The sequence below is a fragment of the Streptomyces calidiresistens genome (assembly GCF_014141525.1).
Classification (GTDB): Bacteria; Actinomycetota; Actinomycetes; order Streptomycetales; family Streptomycetaceae; genus Streptomyces; species Streptomyces calidiresistens.
In genome coordinates this window covers 1-14,940 of the sequence record NZ_VKHS01000041.1, presented here as the reverse complement: position 1 = coordinate 14,940, position 14,940 = coordinate 1, and the positions used below count along the sequence as shown (strand labels likewise).

The following is a 14,940-nucleotide window of genomic DNA, read 5'->3' as shown; positions in this document are numbered from 1 at the left end:
GGCCCGGGGACGCGGGGCGGGACATCAGAACCGACCGGGGGCGTGGTGGCGCAGCAGGTGGGTGAGCAGCTCGGTGAACCGACGGCGGTCCTCGGGGTCGAGGGGGGCGAGCAGCCGTTCCTGGACCTCGTCCAGGGCCTTCCCGGTGCGTTCCGCCTGCTCGCGACCGGCGGGGGTGACGGTGACGACGTTGCGGCGACGGTCGGCGGGATCGGGGCGGCGCTCCGCGTGGCCCCGGGCGACCAGTTCGTTGAGGGCGGCGACGACATCGCTGCGGTCGATGCCGCAGCGCCGTCCCAGGGCCGCCTGGCTGGCCGGGCCGCCCTCCACGAGGGCGACGAGCAGGGCGTAGTGGTAGCGGCCGGCGCCGGCGGCGGTGAAGGCCTCCCGGGCCAGGTGGGCGGCGTGGTCGGCCAGCCGGGTGAGCAGCCAGCTGGGAGTGGTGCGCAGCCGCTCGGGGGCGCGGTCGTCGGCCGGGGTGCTCATGGGACGAGCCTACCTCCGCCCTCCCCGGTTGTTGGTGTGACCCACGAATGGCTATGTTGGTGCAACCAACGTTGGTCGAACCAACTCTTGCGGGCGATGCCCCGCACCTCCGCCCCTTCCGTCGAGTCCGCCGAGTCCGCCGAGTCCGCCCGGGCCCACCCGGGCACGGAGCGCACCGGTGGCCCCTCCGGGCATCGCTCCGTGCCTCCACCGCGCCCCGGGGCGGCACCACTGCGAGGAGTTCCCGTGTCCCCCGACCCCACCGATCCGACACCCGCTCCGGACCCCGTTCACCTCCCCGAGCCCTCCGCCGACCGGCCGATGACACCTCCCGGGACCGCGTCGGAACCCACCGCCGAAGGGGGACCCGCCCTCCGGACCGGCACCGCGAGCGGAGCCGTCGCCGCGGTCCCGGCGGCAGCCGGGACCCGGACGGAGGCGTCACCCGAAGGCGGACCCGGCACGGCTGCCGGAACGGGACCCGGTGCCGGACCCCACCCGCGCCGCTGGTGGGCCCTGGCCGCCGTGGCCGTCGGCCAGCTGATGATCGCCGCCGACGCCACCGTCCTGCACATCGCCCTCCCCACGATCCAGCCCGACCTCGGACTCGGGGACGGCATCCGCCACTGGCCGATCACCGCCTTCGCCCTCGCCTACGCCGGACTGCTGCTGCTCGGCGGTCGACTCCCACGCCTTCTCGGGCTCCGCACCTGCCTGCTGATCGGACTCGGTGGGTTCGCCGCCGCCTCGCTCCCGGCCGGCCTCGCCGGGAACCCGGAAACCCTCATCGCGGCCCGTGGGCTCCAGGGAGCCTTCGGCGCCCTCTACACACCCTCGGCCCTCGCCCTTCTGGGGACGACCTTCACCGCACCGGCCGATCGCGCCCGGGCCTTCGGGGTCTACGGCACGATCATGGGGGCGAGCACCGCCGTGGGATTGGTGCTCGGTGGCGCCCTCACCGAGTGGGCAGGGTGGCGCTGGAGCCTCCTGGTGGCGGTGCCCATCGCGTGCACCGCCCTCATCGGCGTCCTCGTGACCGTGCACGCCGATCCCCCCGGCGAGCGGGGCCGCCTCGATGTGCCGGGCGCGCTGCTCGGTACGGCGGGCCTGATCGCCCTCGTGCACGGCTTCGGCCGCACCGGGACCGTCGGGTGGGGCGACCCGCTGACCCCGCTGCTCCTCGCCCTCGGCGTCGGCCTGCTGGTCGCCTTCGTCCGGGTTCAACGCCGGTCACCGCACCCGCTGCTCCCGCTCCGGCTGTTCGCGAATCGCGCGCGGGTCGTCTCCTACCTGTCGGTGTTCGCCATGGCGATGGGCACCTTCGCGGGGTTCTTCCTGCTGACCTTCGCACTCCAGGACGCCCGGGGCCTCGATCCGTTGCGCACCGGACTCGCCTTCCTGCCCTACCCCCTGGCCATGATCGTCGGTGTCCGGTGCCTGCGCCGACCACTGGAGCGGGTGGCGCCGCACCGGCTCCTCGTCCCCGGCCTCCTGCTCACGGGATTCGGGCTCGCACTTCTCCCGGTGCTCGGCCCGGACAGCCCGTACCCCACGCACATCCTGCCGATCTTCGCCCTGCTCGGACTGGGCGGCGCGGCCGTGCTGGTGACGGCGAACAGCACCGCGACCCGGGACGCCGGGCCGGACACCGCCGTCGCCGGGGCGCTGGTCATGGTCTCCATGCAGGTCGGCTCGGCGTTCGGCGTGGCCGGGTTGGGCGCGGTGGCCGCCGCGACGGCCGGAGGCGACAGCGTCACCGATGTCCTGCGCGGCCACGGAATCGCCGGCCTGGTGGCGGCCGGCCTCCTCGCGGGCACCGCCGCCCTGGTGCTCTTCCTCTCCCGGGCCCGCGCCGACTCCCGTTTCACGTGAAACATCGCGCCGGTCGGTGGGCCGGTTTCACGCCCCACCGGCCGGCGGCACCCCTCCCGGGCCGCGACCCCTCACCCCGGGTTCCCCGGCGGAGTCACTCCTCCGGGCCCCGTTCGGCGATCGCCCGGCGGGCCTCCCGCCACACCCGCTCGAACTCCTCGGCTGTCAACCACTCCGGTTCGTACCCCTCCCACTCCCGGACGGGCGGCTCGGCGGTCGCCCCGTACCGCGCCTCATACGCCCCGGCGGTTCCGGCGCGCCACGCCGCCTCCCACTCCTCCGAGTCGGCGGCCACCTCGGCGGTCCGCTCCGGTCCCCGGAGTTCCACCTGCCGGCGAACCCGGCCGTCCTCCCCCACCTCGAAGAGGAACAGCACGTCCTCCTCCACCCAGTGGCAGCGCATCCACCTCGTCACCACCCCATGATGCCGAGCGGCACCGATCCGCCCGGCGACCCACCCCGCGCTTCGCACCCGGGTCGCGAGAGGCGGTCGCACCGATTCGGGGAGAGGCTGCTCGCCGGCGCGACCATGCGGCTTCGGAAGGCGTCGGGTTCGGATCGGTCGACTTGGCGTCAATCGCCTCCCGGAGCCGGTCGGTCGGATCGGTCCGGGAGCCCCGGCGCACCGCGCGCGGGATCAGGCCCCGTCCCACTCCGTGCGGCGAGGCCGGAGACCTCGGCCCCCGCGACGGTCACCACGGTCATCACTCCCTCTGCGGCGGGATCACCGGCCCCCGCGTCGCGCCCGTCGATCACCACCGGGCCTCCCGGCGCCAGGATCACGTTGCCCGGGTGCAGGTACCGGTGCAGCACCCGGTCGGCCTCCCACGCGTACACATCCGCGTCCCGTCCCGAGCGATCGACTCCACCCCTGATCACCCATCCTGTCGTACCGTCATCCGTCGGACGTGTGGAAACCCCTGTCCCGCCCTCACCCTTCCGGATCTGCACGTGGTGATGTGCCGTGCGAGGTGCACCGTCACCTGTACGCGATACGGGGCTGCGCCGTTGATGGGGAGTCGAACCCCGCGTTGCCCTCCACGCGCCAGGAGTGGGCCGGAGTCCGCCGACCCGCGGTGTGTGCACGCCTCCGGAACGGCTACCCGCTCCACGGTCCTCTTGCGTTGTCCGTTCCGTCGCTTCTCACCGCTCGCGCCCCGGCGGGGCCCGCCGGGAGACTCACTCCAGCAGGTCGACCTCCCAGTTCGTCCGCTGGATCCGGACATCGACCCCGCGGATCTCCCGGGCGAGGACATCCGCCCGGGCGCGCAGTTCGGCGACCGGGAGCGCGGAGAGCATCAGCAGTTCGGACCGGAGCTGCCGGCCGTACCCCCGCTCCCCCGTGCCGGCCGCCGCGTCCGCCGCGGCGGTGACGACGGAGTGGCGCAGACGCAGCACATCCCGGTGGGCGAGCGCGTCGGAGAGCGTGCCACCGTCCTCCATCCGCACGGCGGCGTTGGTCCGGTTGATGCGCCGGATCAGCGTTTCGAGCCGGCCCGACACCTCGTCGGCCTCGGCCAGGAGACCGGCCGCGTCCTCGGCAGGGGTCTCACCCTCCTGGTACCGGGCGTTGCCCATCACCCGCGACCGCAGCTGCTCCACGCGCCGCGTCGCCTCCGCGCGCTCCGCGAGCGCCTCCGCGAGCTTCACCGTCCCCGCCCCCTCGGTTCGACCACCGCACGAGCCTACGAACGACCCCGGAGCCGGCGCACCGCCTTTTCCACCCCGCTCCCGGCAGTGGAGGTTTGCCGGAACCTTCAAGCCGGTGAGGGCTCGCCCGGGCCGGCCACTCGCCGAGCCCGGTGATTGCGGTACGCGAGGGAGGGGACGACGGTTTCGGGGGCGGTCGGATCGGTGCTGTGCACGAGAACCACCTCGAGACGGAAGGGCCGCCCCCGGAAGGCGACCTTCCCCGGGAGATCACCACGGGCGTGATCGTGTCACCCCCGCCGAGGTCGTGGTCGAGTCAGAGTTCGTCGATGAAGCGGTCGCGGTGTTCCCGCAGAAGCTCGACTCCCTCACCGGCGCTACATCTCATCGGGCAACGTTCGCCTCGTGGTGGGTGCACGTGCTCTGCCTTGTGGCGGGGTGTGCGGTGGCGGTCTCCTCGGGACGCGGGCTCCGAGGGCTGTGCCGCCATGGCCAAGTACTCCAGGGCTTTCGCCGGGTTCGAGGCCGGGTCCGCGATCGAATCGAGCACCAGCCGGTGATCCGTCCAGGGCTCGTACTCGGTCCCTCGCTCCCGCACTGCCTGCCAGGTCGGCTCCTCGAAGCCCGGGATGCCGCGGGATCGGCGCTCCAATCGCTGCCGATGCACCCGCGAGTCCGAGCACACCACCTCGATGAACGCCACTGGCACCCGGTGGCGGGCGGCCAGCGTCCGCCACTGCCGGCGAGCCGCCTCCACTGCGTTGACCGCGTCGATGATTGCGCTTTGGCCCAGCGCCGGGACACCGTCGGCCACTGCCTCGGCAACGAGATGGGCCGCCGGGCCCGTTTTGGCTGACCGCGGTCCACGCCGGCACGCCACATCGCCGCCTCGACAGGGTCGACCGGCACCACCGCAGCAGGCAGCGCCCGTCCCAATCCCTCGGCGACCGAACTCTTTCCCGCTGCGGGCAGACCGGCCATCACGATCAGCATGACGGCACTGTCGCACACCCGGCTGTCGGCGACCGGCCGGGTGGCGACCACACCGCCGACGAACGCCTCCGCGAGGTCGTGAACAGGGCGAACATTGCCTGCCGCGGTGTAGGTTCTCAGCTTCGCTGTCAGATGGCGTCGCTGTGACCCGGGCTTCTTTCCCTTGTCTCAGGTCGTGTCGCTTTGCTGTTGTCTCAGCAGCGTGTCATTTCCCCGGCCGGGGACGGTGTGCGTCCGGTCAGGCAGTCCGGCCGACGAGTACGGAGACGTGGACCTGCTCGGGGAAGGGCTCCGCGTGCGGCATTGCTTTCCGGATGTCGTCCTCGAACGCCGGCCGCTGATCGGCCCCCGGGAGTTGCTCTGCGGGGATAGCGGAGTAGAGGCCGCCGATGACCTGCTGAAAGGTCAGCTCGTCGGTGTAGGAGACCGTCGTGCTCCGCACGTCTGAAAAGCCGGCGTCTTCGAGGGCCTGTGCATACCGGATCCGGTCCTGATCGGCAGTTCCGCAGGATGCGGTCAGTTCGGTCTCGAAGTGCTGTTCCAGGCAGGCGCGCAGAGCACGGGACCAGGCGGTGTCCTGTTGCCATAGCGGCGTCCCGTTAGCGATCACGGCGATGCCTCCGCCTGCGCGGAACAGGGGGAGCGAGTCCCGGAACAGTTCGTCGTGTCGCATCCAGTGGAGAGCCTGTCCGACGACGGTCATCGCAAGGGAAGGCTCGTGGCCCAGCAGTGTGCCGAGGGCTGGAACGTCGGTGTCGGCACCGAGCACCCAGGTGGCGTTGCGGACTTCACGCTGGCCGGCCGCTTCACGAGCAAGGCGAAGCATGTCCGGCTCGGGGTCCATGCCGATCACCGATCGGACTCGGTCGGCGAGCGGGAGGGCAAGCTGTCCTGTGCCGCATCCGAGGTCCAGGACGCTGTCGCCGGGTGTCAGGGAGAAGTAGTCCTGGAGGAAGTCGAGCACTTGCTCGGGATAGGCCCGCCGGAACTTCGCGTAGTACTCAGCCACTTCCCCACTGAACCCAACGGTCATGAGGCAACTATCCCGAGCCCTGTCGCGGTTGGAAAGCCTCACAGCCCCTCTTCGCCGAGAGCGGAAGGGGGAATCGCGGGTTCTTGTTGCGTGCTCCAGGTCGCGGATGGTCTGGATGACGCGGTGTCCGAAGGCGGTGGGGGTGGTGGTGCGCCGTCGCTTGCCGGATCGGTGAACCAGTCGGCCGGACAGTTCCTTCTCCAGTCGGTCGAGATAGCTCCAGACGGTTGCGCGGTCGAGGTTGAGCGCCTTGGCGGCGGCGAGGTCTGGATGGGCGGGCAATTCGGCGAGGACGCGGAGTCGTTTCCGGGATGCGGGGCCGGTCGGCGCGGGGCGGAGGATTTCGGGGACGCTGTGGAGGTTGCCGCGCAGGTCGGGGTGGTGGGTGTGGGTGCCGAAGCGGCGGGCCGGGATCTGGTGGGTCTTGGCCCAGCGGTTCATGGTGGCGGGGCTGACGCCGACGCTCTCGGCGAGTTCGACGAGGGTGCGGCCGTGGACGATGTGCTGCTCGTGGAGCCACTCGCGGGTGATCGTGGCCTTGGGACGGCGGCCGTGCCGGGTGGGGATGCCGTGGTGATGGGCCAACTCGCGAACGGTGTGCCGGTCGGTGCCAAGGCGTACGGCGATCTTCGGGAACGACAGGTTCTCTTCCAGGTGGAGGCGGGCCGGTTCGTCCTTGGAGATGTGCTTGATGGAACCGGAGCGGGGGCCGGGCAGGGTGCCTTGTCCTCCGCGGACGCGCCGGGCTGGGGGGGATGCTCCTCAAGCACGCAGCGGACGGCGGTCGGAGTGGTGTCGAGGTCAGCGGCGGCTTTGCGGGGTGATCGGCCGGCGAGGAGGAGCCGGTGCAGTTCGCTGACGTTGATGTTGCCCGGGTCGGGGCCGGACACATCGAGGCCGCCGACCAGGGTCAGGGGAGGCTGCCGGGCGACGGGTTCGTCGGTGATTCCGTGGCGGGCGAGGAAGTCGTGGGCGGCTTGGTCGAGACCGGCGGCCGGCTCGGGGAAGCGGTTGGTTGCGAACTCGGCGACGCTGTTGCGGAGGAAATTGTCTTTGGCGGTGGGGATGGCGGGGGCGAACTCAAGCGGCAGTCCGCTGAGCCGGTTGAAGAGGTAAGCGCGGGCGATCAGCGGTTTGCGGCCTTTGCCGCGGAAGGCGCCGGTCGCGCGGCAGATCGCCACCCATTCCTGTTCCGGCAGCAGGTTGGTGTAGTCGAGGGTGCGGCGGCGTCGGTAGCCGATGGGCGGCGGATTCCGGGCGAGGTGATCGGCGAGGCGGGTCAGGGCAGCGGTGATCTGCGGCCGGCCCGGGGCGTCTTCCGGGACCTGGAGGATGCGGCTGGTGTTGACCGGGTCAATGGGGCCTCCGAGTTGGGCCGCGGCGGCGTCGATCTCGGTGCGGGTGCCGGTGATCAACACGCATGCCGCCGGTGCCGACCGCAGGAAGCGGTCCCGGGTGGTTCCGGGTGACAGGCGGGCCGCCCGGCTTGGCCAGAGCGGGCCGGGCGGGCATCGGCCGGCAGGCAGCCGTGTTCCAGGCAGGCGAAGGACCAGCCCAGCCGCCAGGAAAGCTTCCAGCGTCCACCGGTCTGTTCCAGGCAGGCCGGGCAGTGGCGCGAGCCGCCGGCCCGTCCCCGAAGCAACCGCCGGTTGACGTGCCGGGTGCCGGGGTCGATGAGCACTGCCCGCCCGTCGTAGGTGAAGCGGGCTCCGACCCCGGCTCTCGTCCCGGCTCCGCTCATGCCGGCCCCCACAGCACCGTCGCAGGCCCCAGCGGGCGCGTCGGATCGACGCGCAGTTCGTCCTTCCACAGCAGGTGATGGATCGCGGCCCTCACCCGCTCCTTCGCACGGCCGGGTACACACCGGGCCACGTCCTTCAACGCGACTCCATCCAGAGGGAACCGGCGCAGTTCCTGCAGGAGTTCGGGACTGAACAGCCAGTCGCGGCGGTCCCCGGCAAGGAAACGCACGTTGTCCGGCTCTGCGGACGGTGGCTCGCTCCAGACCTCATAGCGCCACCCACGTGACTCCACCGCCTGCCGGGTCCACGCGAACGTGGAAGCCACCACCGGCTTCGACAACCGGTCACGCGGCTTGACATCCACGACAACCGGACGGCCCTCGCAGGTCAAGGGATAGTCCGGGATGTGCTTGCGGACGGTCCCCTCAACCTCGGCCTTCAGCAGGAACGGCTGGGCCACGATGCCGCGTACCGAGGGATCGAGATCAGCGAACAGCAGCCGTGCAAGCTCCAGGCGCGACTCGTGGATCACGTGATCCCGAACCGTCGCCGACCCATACGTCCCGGAGTAGTGCTTCCGACCGCTGTACCACCGGAAGGTCCGCCATGGGGTGGCCGACTGGAGCGACAGCGCTGCAACAGATTCCCGGGGGCGGGCTTCAACTCTCCCGTCCTGCCGCCGGAAGCAGACCTCCGCCTTCATCCCCGCCGCCGGGTCGAACTGCCATCAGCAGCACCATGCTCCCGTCGGCACATCGAGGGGGGGCACACCTTCACGGCTTAACCCGAAGGAGTGGTGGCCATGACCTGGGGTTCTCAGCATGGTGTCGCATCCGACGCTGCTCCGACATCAGCCCTGGGGATCCGACACGAAATCTGAGAACCTACGGGCAGCCCTAGAAGCCGCCCTCCATGTTGACGAAGCGGGAGTAGTGGCCCTGGAAGGCGACGGTGATGGTCGCGGTGGGGCCGTTGCGGTGCTTGGCGACGATCAGGTCGGCCTCACCGGCGCGCGGGGACTCCTTCTCGTAGGCGTCCTCGCGGTGCAGCAGGATGACCATGTCGGCGTCCTGCTCGATGGAACCGGACTCGCGCAGGTCGGAGACCATCGGCTTCTTGTCGGTGCGCTGCTCGGGACCACGGTTGAGCTGGGACAGGGCGATGACCGGGATCTCCAGCTCCTTGGCGAGCAGCTTGAGGTTCCGGGACATCTCCGAGACCTCCTGCTGACGGGACTCGGGGCGCCGGGAGCCACCGCTCTGCATGAGCTGGAGGTAGTCGATGACCACCAGGCGCAGGTCGTGCCGCTGCTTCAACCGGCGGCACTTGGCGCGGATCTCCATCATGCTCAGGTTGGGCGAGTCGTCGATGAACAGCGGGGCCTCGTTGACCTCGGCCATCTGCCGGGCGACGCGGTTCCAGTCCTCGTCGGTCATGCTGCCCGAGCGCATGTGGTGCAGGGCGACCCGGGCCTCGGCCGAGAGCAGGCGCATGGCGATCTCGTTGCGCCCCATCTCCAGCGAGAAGATCACGCTGGGCAGGTTGTGCTTGATCGAGCAGGCGCGCGCGAAGTCCAGGGCGAGGGTGGACTTACCCATCGCGGGACGGGCCGCGATGACGATCATCTGACCCGGGTGGAGGCCGTTGGTCAGTGCGTCGAGGTCGGTGAAGCCGGTGGGCACACCGGTCATCTCGCCGCTGCGGTTGCTGATCGCCTCGATCTCGTCGAGGGCGCCCTCCATGATGTCGCCGAGCGGCAGGAAGTCCTCGGCCGTGCGCTGCTCGGTGACGGCGTAGATCTCGGCCTGGGCGGAGTTGACGATGTCGTCCACGTCGCCGTCGGCGGCGTACCCCATTTGGGTGATGCGGGTACCGGCCTGCACCAGTCGGCGCAGTACCGCCCGGTCGTGGACGATCTCGGCGTAGTACTCGGCGTTGGCGGCCGTGGGGACCAGTTGCACCAGGGAGTGCAGGTAGCCGGCGCCGCCGACCTTGGACAACTCACCGCGCTTGGTCAGCTCGTTGGCGACGGTGATGGGGTCGGCGGGTTCGCCCCGGGCGTAGAGGTCGAGGACCGCCGAGTAGATCGTCTCGTGGGCGGGCTTGTAGAAGTCGTGGCCCTTGATGACCTCGACGACATCGGCGATGGCGTCCTTGGAGAGCAACATGCCGCCCAGGACGGACTGCTCGGCGTCCAGGTCCTGGGGGGGAAGCCGCTCGAAGGCCGCCCGCTCGTCGGAGCCGTCCTCCCAGCGGGGGGAGTCGCCTCCACCGCTGCGCGGTGCCGGGGGCGCGCCGGCGGTCCACTCGCCCTCGGCGTACTCCAGATCCGTCATGCGGCCCGCCTCCCTCCCGGCTCGCCGGCTCGCGGGCTCGGCCCGCCACCCGGTGGAACATGCTGAACGTGATCGACTCGGATCGGTGGTGACGGATCCGGTTCGCCGATGCCCCGGGGGACCGACGATTCGGCTCCGTCACTGTCCACAGTTGTACGCCACGGCACCGACAGATCCCGTTCGGGGGCCGCGAGCACCGTGGTCGGGGCCCCGGGGACAGGCCGGGGGGCGCCCCACGCTACGTGCTCCGGGGACCCCCGCCAAGCCGGTTATCCACAGGCTGGGGGCAACACCTGTGGAAAGCTCCCCGGACACTGTGGAAGAACCCCCGTTTTCTGTGGACCCCTCGGGGGACGACGCTGTGGATTCTCCTGAGAGATGATCAGAAAACCCTCGCTGAGCTGGGATAACGCGGAGATCATCACCACCTGGCGGGCCCCGTCGAAAAAAGTTCGCGGATGGGACCGGAGACCTGTCGCGAAGGAGAACGGTTCACGCCCGCCCTGCGGAGAGGTAAGGGTCACAAAAGCATTGCATCCATTACCTGTGGATGCTTGGATCATCGCATGAGCCCACTCCCCGCGGACCGGTCCGCTCCCTCCGGTGAAGCCGCGGGGCCCCCGACCGGCAGGAACACGGTCGCCACGCCCGAGGGGGAATCCCCCCGCGCCACCCGCCGGCGGATCGCCCGACGGTACGACCGGGAAATCCTCGCGCTCGCGCTGCCCGCGTTCGGCGCACTGGTCGCCGAGCCCCTCTTCCTCATGGTCGACAGCGCCATGGTCGGACACCTCGGCACCGACCGCCTCGCCGGCCTCGGCGTCTCCGCCGCCCTGCTGACCACCGGCGTCAACATCTTCGTCTTCCTCGCCTACGCCACCACCGCCGCCGTGGCCCGCCGACTCGGCTCCGGTGACCTGTCCGCCGCCCTGCGCCAGGGCGTGGACGGCATCTGGCTGGCCCTCTTCATCGGCCTGGCCGTGGCCGCCGCACTGATCCCCGGCGCCCCGGCCCTGGTCGACCTCCTCGGCACCTCCGCCGAGGCCGCCCCGCACGCGGTGACCTATCTGCGGATCAGCGCGCTCGGCATCCCCGCCATGTTGATCGTGCTCGCCGCCACCGGGGTGTTGCGCGGCCTGCAGGACACCCGCACCCCGTTGTACGTGGCCATCGGCGGCTTCACGGCCAACGCCGTGCTCAACGCCCTGTTGATCCACGGCGCCGGCCTCGACATCGCCGGTTCGGCCTGGGGCACCGTCATCGCCCAGGTCGGCATGGCGGCCGTGTACCTGACCGTGGTGGTGCGCGGCGCCCGCCGGCACGGTGCCCCGCTGCGTCCCGACGCCGCGGGCATCCGGGCCTGCGCCCGGGCCGGGACACCGCTGTTGATCCGCACCCTCTCGTTGCGGGCGGTGCTGCTGATCGCGACCGCCGTCGCCGCCCGGCTGGGCGATGCCTCCATCGCCTCCCATCAGGTGGCGCTGACCATCTGGACCCTCACCGCCTTCGCGCTGGACGCCATCGCCATCGCCGGTCAGGCCATCATCGGCCGCCTGCTGGGCGCGGACGACGCCGCCGGGGCCCGGGCCATGTGCGCCCGCATGGTGCGCTGGGGTATCGGTTCCGGAGTGGTGCTCGGTGTGCTGATCGCCGCGGGCAGCCCGTTGATCGTGCGGATCTTCAGCCCCGACCCGGAGGTGCACCGGACGCTGCTGCCGGTGCTGCTGATCGTGGCGGCCACCCAGCCGATCACCGGGGTGGTGTTCGTCCTCGACGGGGTGCTGATGGGTGCCGGGGACGGTCCCTACCTGGCGGGGGCGATGCTGGTGACCCTCGTCGTCTTCGCTCCGGCGGCCCTGCTGGTCCCGGTGCTCGAGTGGGGCGTGGCCGGGCTGTGGTGGATGGTGGCCGGGCTGATGATGGTCACCCGGATGGTGACGCTGGGCCTGCGGGTGCGCACCGGGCGCTGGATGGTCACCGGCGCCGTCCGCGCCCGCTGAGGGGACGGGAGGCCGGGATCCGGTCGGGGCGGTTCGGAACCGGGCCGGGCCGGGGGGAGCCGGCGGACACGACGAAGCGGTCCGGGGGACACCGTGCGGGTGTCCCCCGGACCGCTCACCTCGTCACGGGCCGGCGCGGGCCGGCCCCGCCGCGCCCCGGCCGCCGCGCGGGCGGATCGGGGCGGACGCCCGGGGGCGTCACTTGGAGGCGTTGACCTCCAGCGGCACGTTCGCCACGACCTCGGGGTGCAGGCGGACCGAGACCTGGTGGGTGCCCAGGCTCTTGATCGGCCGACCGAGCTCGATGCGGCGCTTGTCGATGTCCGGACCGCCGGCCTCCTTCACCGCGGAGGCGATGTCGGCCGGGGTGACGGAACCGAAGAGGCGACCGCCCTCACCGGCGCGGACGCGCATGCGGACCTTGACGCCCTCGAGCCGGCCCTTGACCTCGTTGGCCTGCTCGATGGTGGCGATCTCGCGAATCTTGCGGGCCCGGCGGAGCTGGTCGACGTCCTTCTGGCCGCCGCGGGTCCACCGGATGGCCACCCCGCGGGGCAGCAGGTAGTTGCGGGCGTAGCCGTCCTTCACCTCGACGACGTCACCGGCGGCACCGAGGCCGGGAACCTCACTGGTCAGGATGATCTTCATGTGTCGTCACCCCTTCTCAGCGCGCGGTGGAGGTGTAGGGCAGCAGCGCCATCTCACGGCTGTTCTTCACGGCCGTGGCGACGTCCCGCTGGTGCTGGGTGCAGTTGCCGGTCACCCGGCGGGCACGGATCTTGCCGCGGTCGGAAATGAACTTCCGCAGCAGGTTCGTGTCCTTGTAGTCGACGTAGGAGATCTTCTCCTTGCAGAACACGCAAACCTTCTTCTTCGGCTTGCGCACAGGCGGCTTCGCCATGGTGTCTCTCCGTTAACAGATCAGGAAGCTGGGGGGAGCCCGTCAGAAGGGGGGCTCGTCCGAGTAACCACCGCCCGAGCCGCCGCCGGGGCCTCCGCCCCAGCCGCCGCCACCGCCGCCCTGGCCGCCGCCGGACGGACCCGAGGTCGCCCACGGGTCGTCGGCGGGACCGTCCTGACGGCCACCGCCGCCGCCCTGACCGCCGGGGCCTGCGCCCCAGCCGCCCTGGCCGCCGCCCTGGCCGCCGCCGCCGTAGCCCCCGCCCTGGCCGCCACCGCGACCGGCGGTCTTGGTGACCTTGGTCGTGGCGTTGCGCAGGCTGGGGCCGACCTCGTCGACCTCCAGCTCGAAGACCGTCCGCTTGATGCCCTCGCGGTCCTCGTAGCTGCGCTGCTTCAGCCGGCCCTGAACGATGACCCGGGTGCCCTTGGTGAGGGACTCGGCGACGTTCTCGGCCGCCTGCCGCCAGACCGAGCAGGTGAGGAAGAGGCTCTCGCCGTCCCGCCACTCACTGGTCTGCCGGTCGAAGATGCGGGGGGTGGACGCGACACGGAACTTCGCGACAGCCGCACCGGAAGGGGTGAAGCGCAGCTCGGGATCGTCGACGAGATTGCCGACGACCGTGATGACGGTCTCGCCTGCCATGGGGGAACCTCTCGGCGGGTGCTAACTGCTGGTGCTGCGATGATGACAGGGGCCTGTGACACCCTCGGGCGTCCGCTCCGCACCGGGGTTCACCGGCGGGAGACCGCCGGATCGTCCGACACGCGCAGGACGCTTCACGGGGCCCGGCCCGGGCCCGGATGAGCCGGGGCTCAGTGGGTGGCGGGGCGGAGCACCTTGGTGCGGAGGACGGACTCGTTCAGGTTCATCTGACGGTCCATCTCCTTGACCACGGCCGGCTCGGCCTGGATGTCGAGCACCGCGTAGAAGCCCTCGGGCTTCTTGTCGATCTCGTAGGCCAGACGGCGGCGGCCCCAGGTGTCCACCTTCTCGACCTTCCCGTTGCCCTCGCGGATCACGGTGGCGAAGCTCTCGATCAGGGGGGCGACGGAGCGCTCCTCCAGATCGGGGTCGAGGATGATCATCACCTCGTAGTGGCGCATGTGGAACCCACCTCCTTCGGACTCGGCGGCCACGGACGTTCCGTGGCAGGAGGTTCGCATGCGGTTCCGCGTCGTGGTCCGTGCGCCGACCCTCCCCCGGGACGCCCCGTCGACACGACCGCCCGGAGGGGCGGGGACGAACGGGAACGGGACACCGGTGGACCGGACGCCCGGGACGGTTCGGGGTTCGAACCGGGGTCGGGACGCGCGGTACCGGGGAGTGCCGGACGAACACCGACACGATGCGGACACCACAGCCTACCGGTCACGGCCCTCCGGTTGAAATCCGGGCAGAAGGCGCCACACTCGGGGGTACCGGCACACGCCAGGAGGTGCGTCATGGCCCACGCTCCGCGCAGCGCGTTGTCCCTGCTCAACACCGACGGTCGCGCCCACCCCCGGGAGAACGCCCTGGCGTTCGTGACGATCGCCCTGGGGCTCGTCGCCGCCGTCTCCGGTTTCTTCACCGGTCTCCACGCCCTCGCGTCCTGGGCCGGTCTGATCGGCGTCCTGGTGGGCGGCTGGGGACAGATGGTCTCCGCGACCACCGGTGAGCGCTTCCTGCTCGTCATCGGGATGGGCGGGGCCGGTTTCGGCCTGTACATGGGCATCGTCAACGGCGGATTCCTCGGCTGAACCGGGGCGTCGGCGACGGCGCCCCGGTCCCACCGGGCGGCCCGTTCCCCGGCCGCGTCGGCCGGGGAACGGTTTCGCGTGCCCGTACCGGCCGGCGCCCCGGTCGGTCGCCCCGCTCCCGTCCCGCGCGCCCCGGAGTGCGCGGGGCGCCGGCCCCACCGGTACCGTCCCCCGACCTGCCGGCC

The 14,940-nt window shown here is 71.4% G+C and carries 17 protein-coding genes; 3 read left to right on the top strand and 14 right to left on the bottom strand.

Going from position 1 to position 14,940, the window contains the following annotated elements:
- Positions 1-24: 24 nt before the first annotated feature.
- The gene (locus tag FOE67_RS03830; protein ID WP_182660382.1) at positions 25-486 is read right to left on the bottom strand and encodes a MarR family winged helix-turn-helix transcriptional regulator; all 462 of its coding nucleotides are present in this window, start codon (positions 484-486) and stop codon (positions 25-27) included.
- 525 nt (positions 487-1,011) lie between these two features.
- On the opposite strand from FOE67_RS03830, the gene FOE67_RS03825 reads away from it, so the two are divergent.
- Positions 1,012-2,358: an MFS transporter gene (locus FOE67_RS03825; protein ID WP_323384160.1), complete on the top strand. Its 1,347-nt coding sequence runs from the start codon at positions 1,012-1,014 to the stop codon at positions 2,356-2,358.
- Positions 2,359-2,452: 94 nt separating this feature from the next.
- Here FOE67_RS03825 and FOE67_RS03820 read toward each other — a convergent pair whose 3' ends face one another.
- The 9 genes from FOE67_RS03820 to dnaB form a co-directional block, all read right to left on the bottom strand.
- The gene (locus tag FOE67_RS03820) at positions 2,453-2,773 is read right to left on the bottom strand and encodes a hypothetical protein (RefSeq protein WP_182660380.1); all 321 of its coding nucleotides are present in this window, start codon (positions 2,771-2,773) and stop codon (positions 2,453-2,455) included.
- A gap of 158 nt (positions 2,774-2,931) precedes the next feature.
- Positions 2,932-3,237: a phosphotransferase gene (locus FOE67_RS03815; protein ID WP_323384158.1), complete on the bottom strand. Its 306-nt coding sequence runs from the start codon at positions 3,235-3,237 to the stop codon at positions 2,932-2,934.
- Positions 3,238-3,537: 300 nt separating this feature from the next.
- Complete coding sequence (locus FOE67_RS03810) at positions 3,538-4,008, bottom strand: DIP1984 family protein (RefSeq protein ID WP_182660378.1); 471 nt, start codon at positions 4,006-4,008, stop codon at positions 3,538-3,540.
- 316 nt (positions 4,009-4,324) lie between these two features.
- Entirely contained in the window at positions 4,325-4,822 is a 498-nt protein-coding gene (locus tag FOE67_RS03805; protein ID WP_323384156.1) for a P-loop nucleotide/nucleoside kinase family protein, read from the bottom strand.
- Between the two features lie 417 nt (positions 4,823-5,239).
- Complete coding sequence (locus FOE67_RS03800) at positions 5,240-6,475, bottom strand: methyltransferase domain-containing protein (protein WP_228473513.1); 1,236 nt, start codon at positions 6,473-6,475, stop codon at positions 5,240-5,242.
- Positions 6,472-7,452 (bottom strand): hypothetical protein, encoded by a 981-nt coding sequence (locus FOE67_RS28835; RefSeq protein ID WP_228473512.1) that lies wholly within the window; start codon positions 7,450-7,452, stop codon positions 6,472-6,474. Before FOE67_RS28835 ends, FOE67_RS03800 begins: the two co-directional genes overlap by 4 nt.
- Positions 7,446-7,775 carry a TniQ family protein gene (locus FOE67_RS03795; RefSeq protein WP_182660372.1) on the bottom strand — a complete coding sequence of 110 codons (330 nt, stop codon included), beginning with the start codon at positions 7,773-7,775 and terminating at the stop codon, positions 7,446-7,448. The genes FOE67_RS28835 and FOE67_RS03795 overlap by 7 nt, the downstream gene beginning before the upstream one ends.
- Positions 7,772-8,479 carry a TnsA-like heteromeric transposase endonuclease subunit gene (locus FOE67_RS03790; protein WP_182660370.1) on the bottom strand — a complete coding sequence of 236 codons (708 nt, stop codon included), beginning with the start codon at positions 8,477-8,479 and terminating at the stop codon, positions 7,772-7,774. Before FOE67_RS03790 ends, FOE67_RS03795 begins: the two co-directional genes overlap by 4 nt.
- A gap of 193 nt (positions 8,480-8,672) precedes the next feature.
- On the bottom strand, positions 8,673-10,112 hold the full coding sequence (dnaB, locus tag FOE67_RS03785; RefSeq protein ID WP_228473511.1) for a replicative DNA helicase: 1,440 nt from the start codon (positions 10,110-10,112) through the stop codon (positions 8,673-8,675).
- 566 nt (positions 10,113-10,678) lie between these two features.
- Here dnaB and FOE67_RS03780 point away from each other — a divergent pair.
- Positions 10,679-12,112, top strand: coding sequence for an MATE family efflux transporter (locus tag FOE67_RS03780; protein ID WP_182660368.1), 1,434 nt, complete (start codon positions 10,679-10,681; stop codon positions 12,110-12,112).
- Between the two features lie 198 nt (positions 12,113-12,310).
- Here the strand turns inward: FOE67_RS03780 and rplI are convergent, their stop codons facing one another.
- From rplI to rpsF, 4 genes are all read right to left on the bottom strand, one after another.
- Positions 12,311-12,760: a 50S ribosomal protein L9 gene (rplI, locus tag FOE67_RS03775; protein WP_182660366.1), complete on the bottom strand. Its 450-nt coding sequence runs from the start codon at positions 12,758-12,760 to the stop codon at positions 12,311-12,313.
- A 16-nt stretch (positions 12,761-12,776) separates the two neighbouring features.
- Positions 12,777-13,013: a 30S ribosomal protein S18 gene (gene rpsR, locus FOE67_RS03770; protein WP_182660364.1), complete on the bottom strand. Its 237-nt coding sequence runs from the start codon at positions 13,011-13,013 to the stop codon at positions 12,777-12,779.
- A gap of 42 nt (positions 13,014-13,055) precedes the next feature.
- Positions 13,056-13,658 carry a single-stranded DNA-binding protein gene (locus FOE67_RS03765; RefSeq protein ID WP_182660362.1) on the bottom strand — a complete coding sequence of 201 codons (603 nt, stop codon included), beginning with the start codon at positions 13,656-13,658 and terminating at the stop codon, positions 13,056-13,058.
- Between the two features lie 170 nt (positions 13,659-13,828).
- Positions 13,829-14,119: a 30S ribosomal protein S6 gene (gene rpsF / locus FOE67_RS03760; protein ID WP_182660360.1), complete on the bottom strand. Its 291-nt coding sequence runs from the start codon at positions 14,117-14,119 to the stop codon at positions 13,829-13,831.
- A 339-nt stretch (positions 14,120-14,458) separates the two neighbouring features.
- On the opposite strand from rpsF, the gene FOE67_RS03755 reads away from it, so the two are divergent.
- On the top strand, positions 14,459-14,755 hold the full coding sequence (locus FOE67_RS03755) for a hypothetical protein (protein WP_143625471.1): 297 nt from the start codon (positions 14,459-14,461) through the stop codon (positions 14,753-14,755).
- The last annotated feature ends 185 nt before the right edge of the window (positions 14,756-14,940 follow it).

What these genes read in the sequence shown, in the direction of transcription:
- FOE67_RS03830 (WP_182660382.1), bottom strand. Translation starts at nt 486, where the DNA reads ATGAGCACCCCGGCCGACGACCGCGCCCCCGAGCGGCTGCGCACCACT.
- FOE67_RS03800 (WP_228473513.1), bottom strand. Translation starts at nt 6,475, where the DNA reads ATGAACCGCTGGGCCAAGACCCACCAGATCCCGGCCCGCCGCTTCGGC.
- FOE67_RS03795 (WP_182660372.1), bottom strand. Translation starts at nt 7,775, where the DNA reads ATGAGCGGAGCCGGGACGAGAGCCGGGGTCGGAGCCCGCTTCACCTAC.
- FOE67_RS03790 (WP_182660370.1), bottom strand. Translation starts at nt 8,479, where the DNA reads ATGAAGGCGGAGGTCTGCTTCCGGCGGCAGGACGGGAGAGTTGAAGCC.
- dnaB (WP_228473511.1), bottom strand. Translation starts at nt 10,112, where the DNA reads ATGACGGATCTGGAGTACGCCGAGGGCGAGTGGACCGCCGGCGCGCCC.
- FOE67_RS03780 (WP_182660368.1), top strand. Translation starts at nt 10,679, where the DNA reads ATGAGCCCACTCCCCGCGGACCGGTCCGCTCCCTCCGGTGAAGCCGCG.
- rplI (WP_182660366.1), bottom strand. Translation starts at nt 12,760, where the DNA reads ATGAAGATCATCCTGACCAGTGAGGTTCCCGGCCTCGGTGCCGCCGGT.
- rpsR (WP_182660364.1), bottom strand. Translation starts at nt 13,013, where the DNA reads ATGGCGAAGCCGCCTGTGCGCAAGCCGAAGAAGAAGGTTTGCGTGTTC.
- FOE67_RS03765 (WP_182660362.1), bottom strand. Translation starts at nt 13,658, where the DNA reads ATGGCAGGCGAGACCGTCATCACGGTCGTCGGCAATCTCGTCGACGAT.
- rpsF (WP_182660360.1), bottom strand. Translation starts at nt 14,119, where the DNA reads ATGCGCCACTACGAGGTGATGATCATCCTCGACCCCGATCTGGAGGAG.
- FOE67_RS03755 (WP_143625471.1), top strand. Translation starts at nt 14,459, where the DNA reads ATGGCCCACGCTCCGCGCAGCGCGTTGTCCCTGCTCAACACCGACGGT.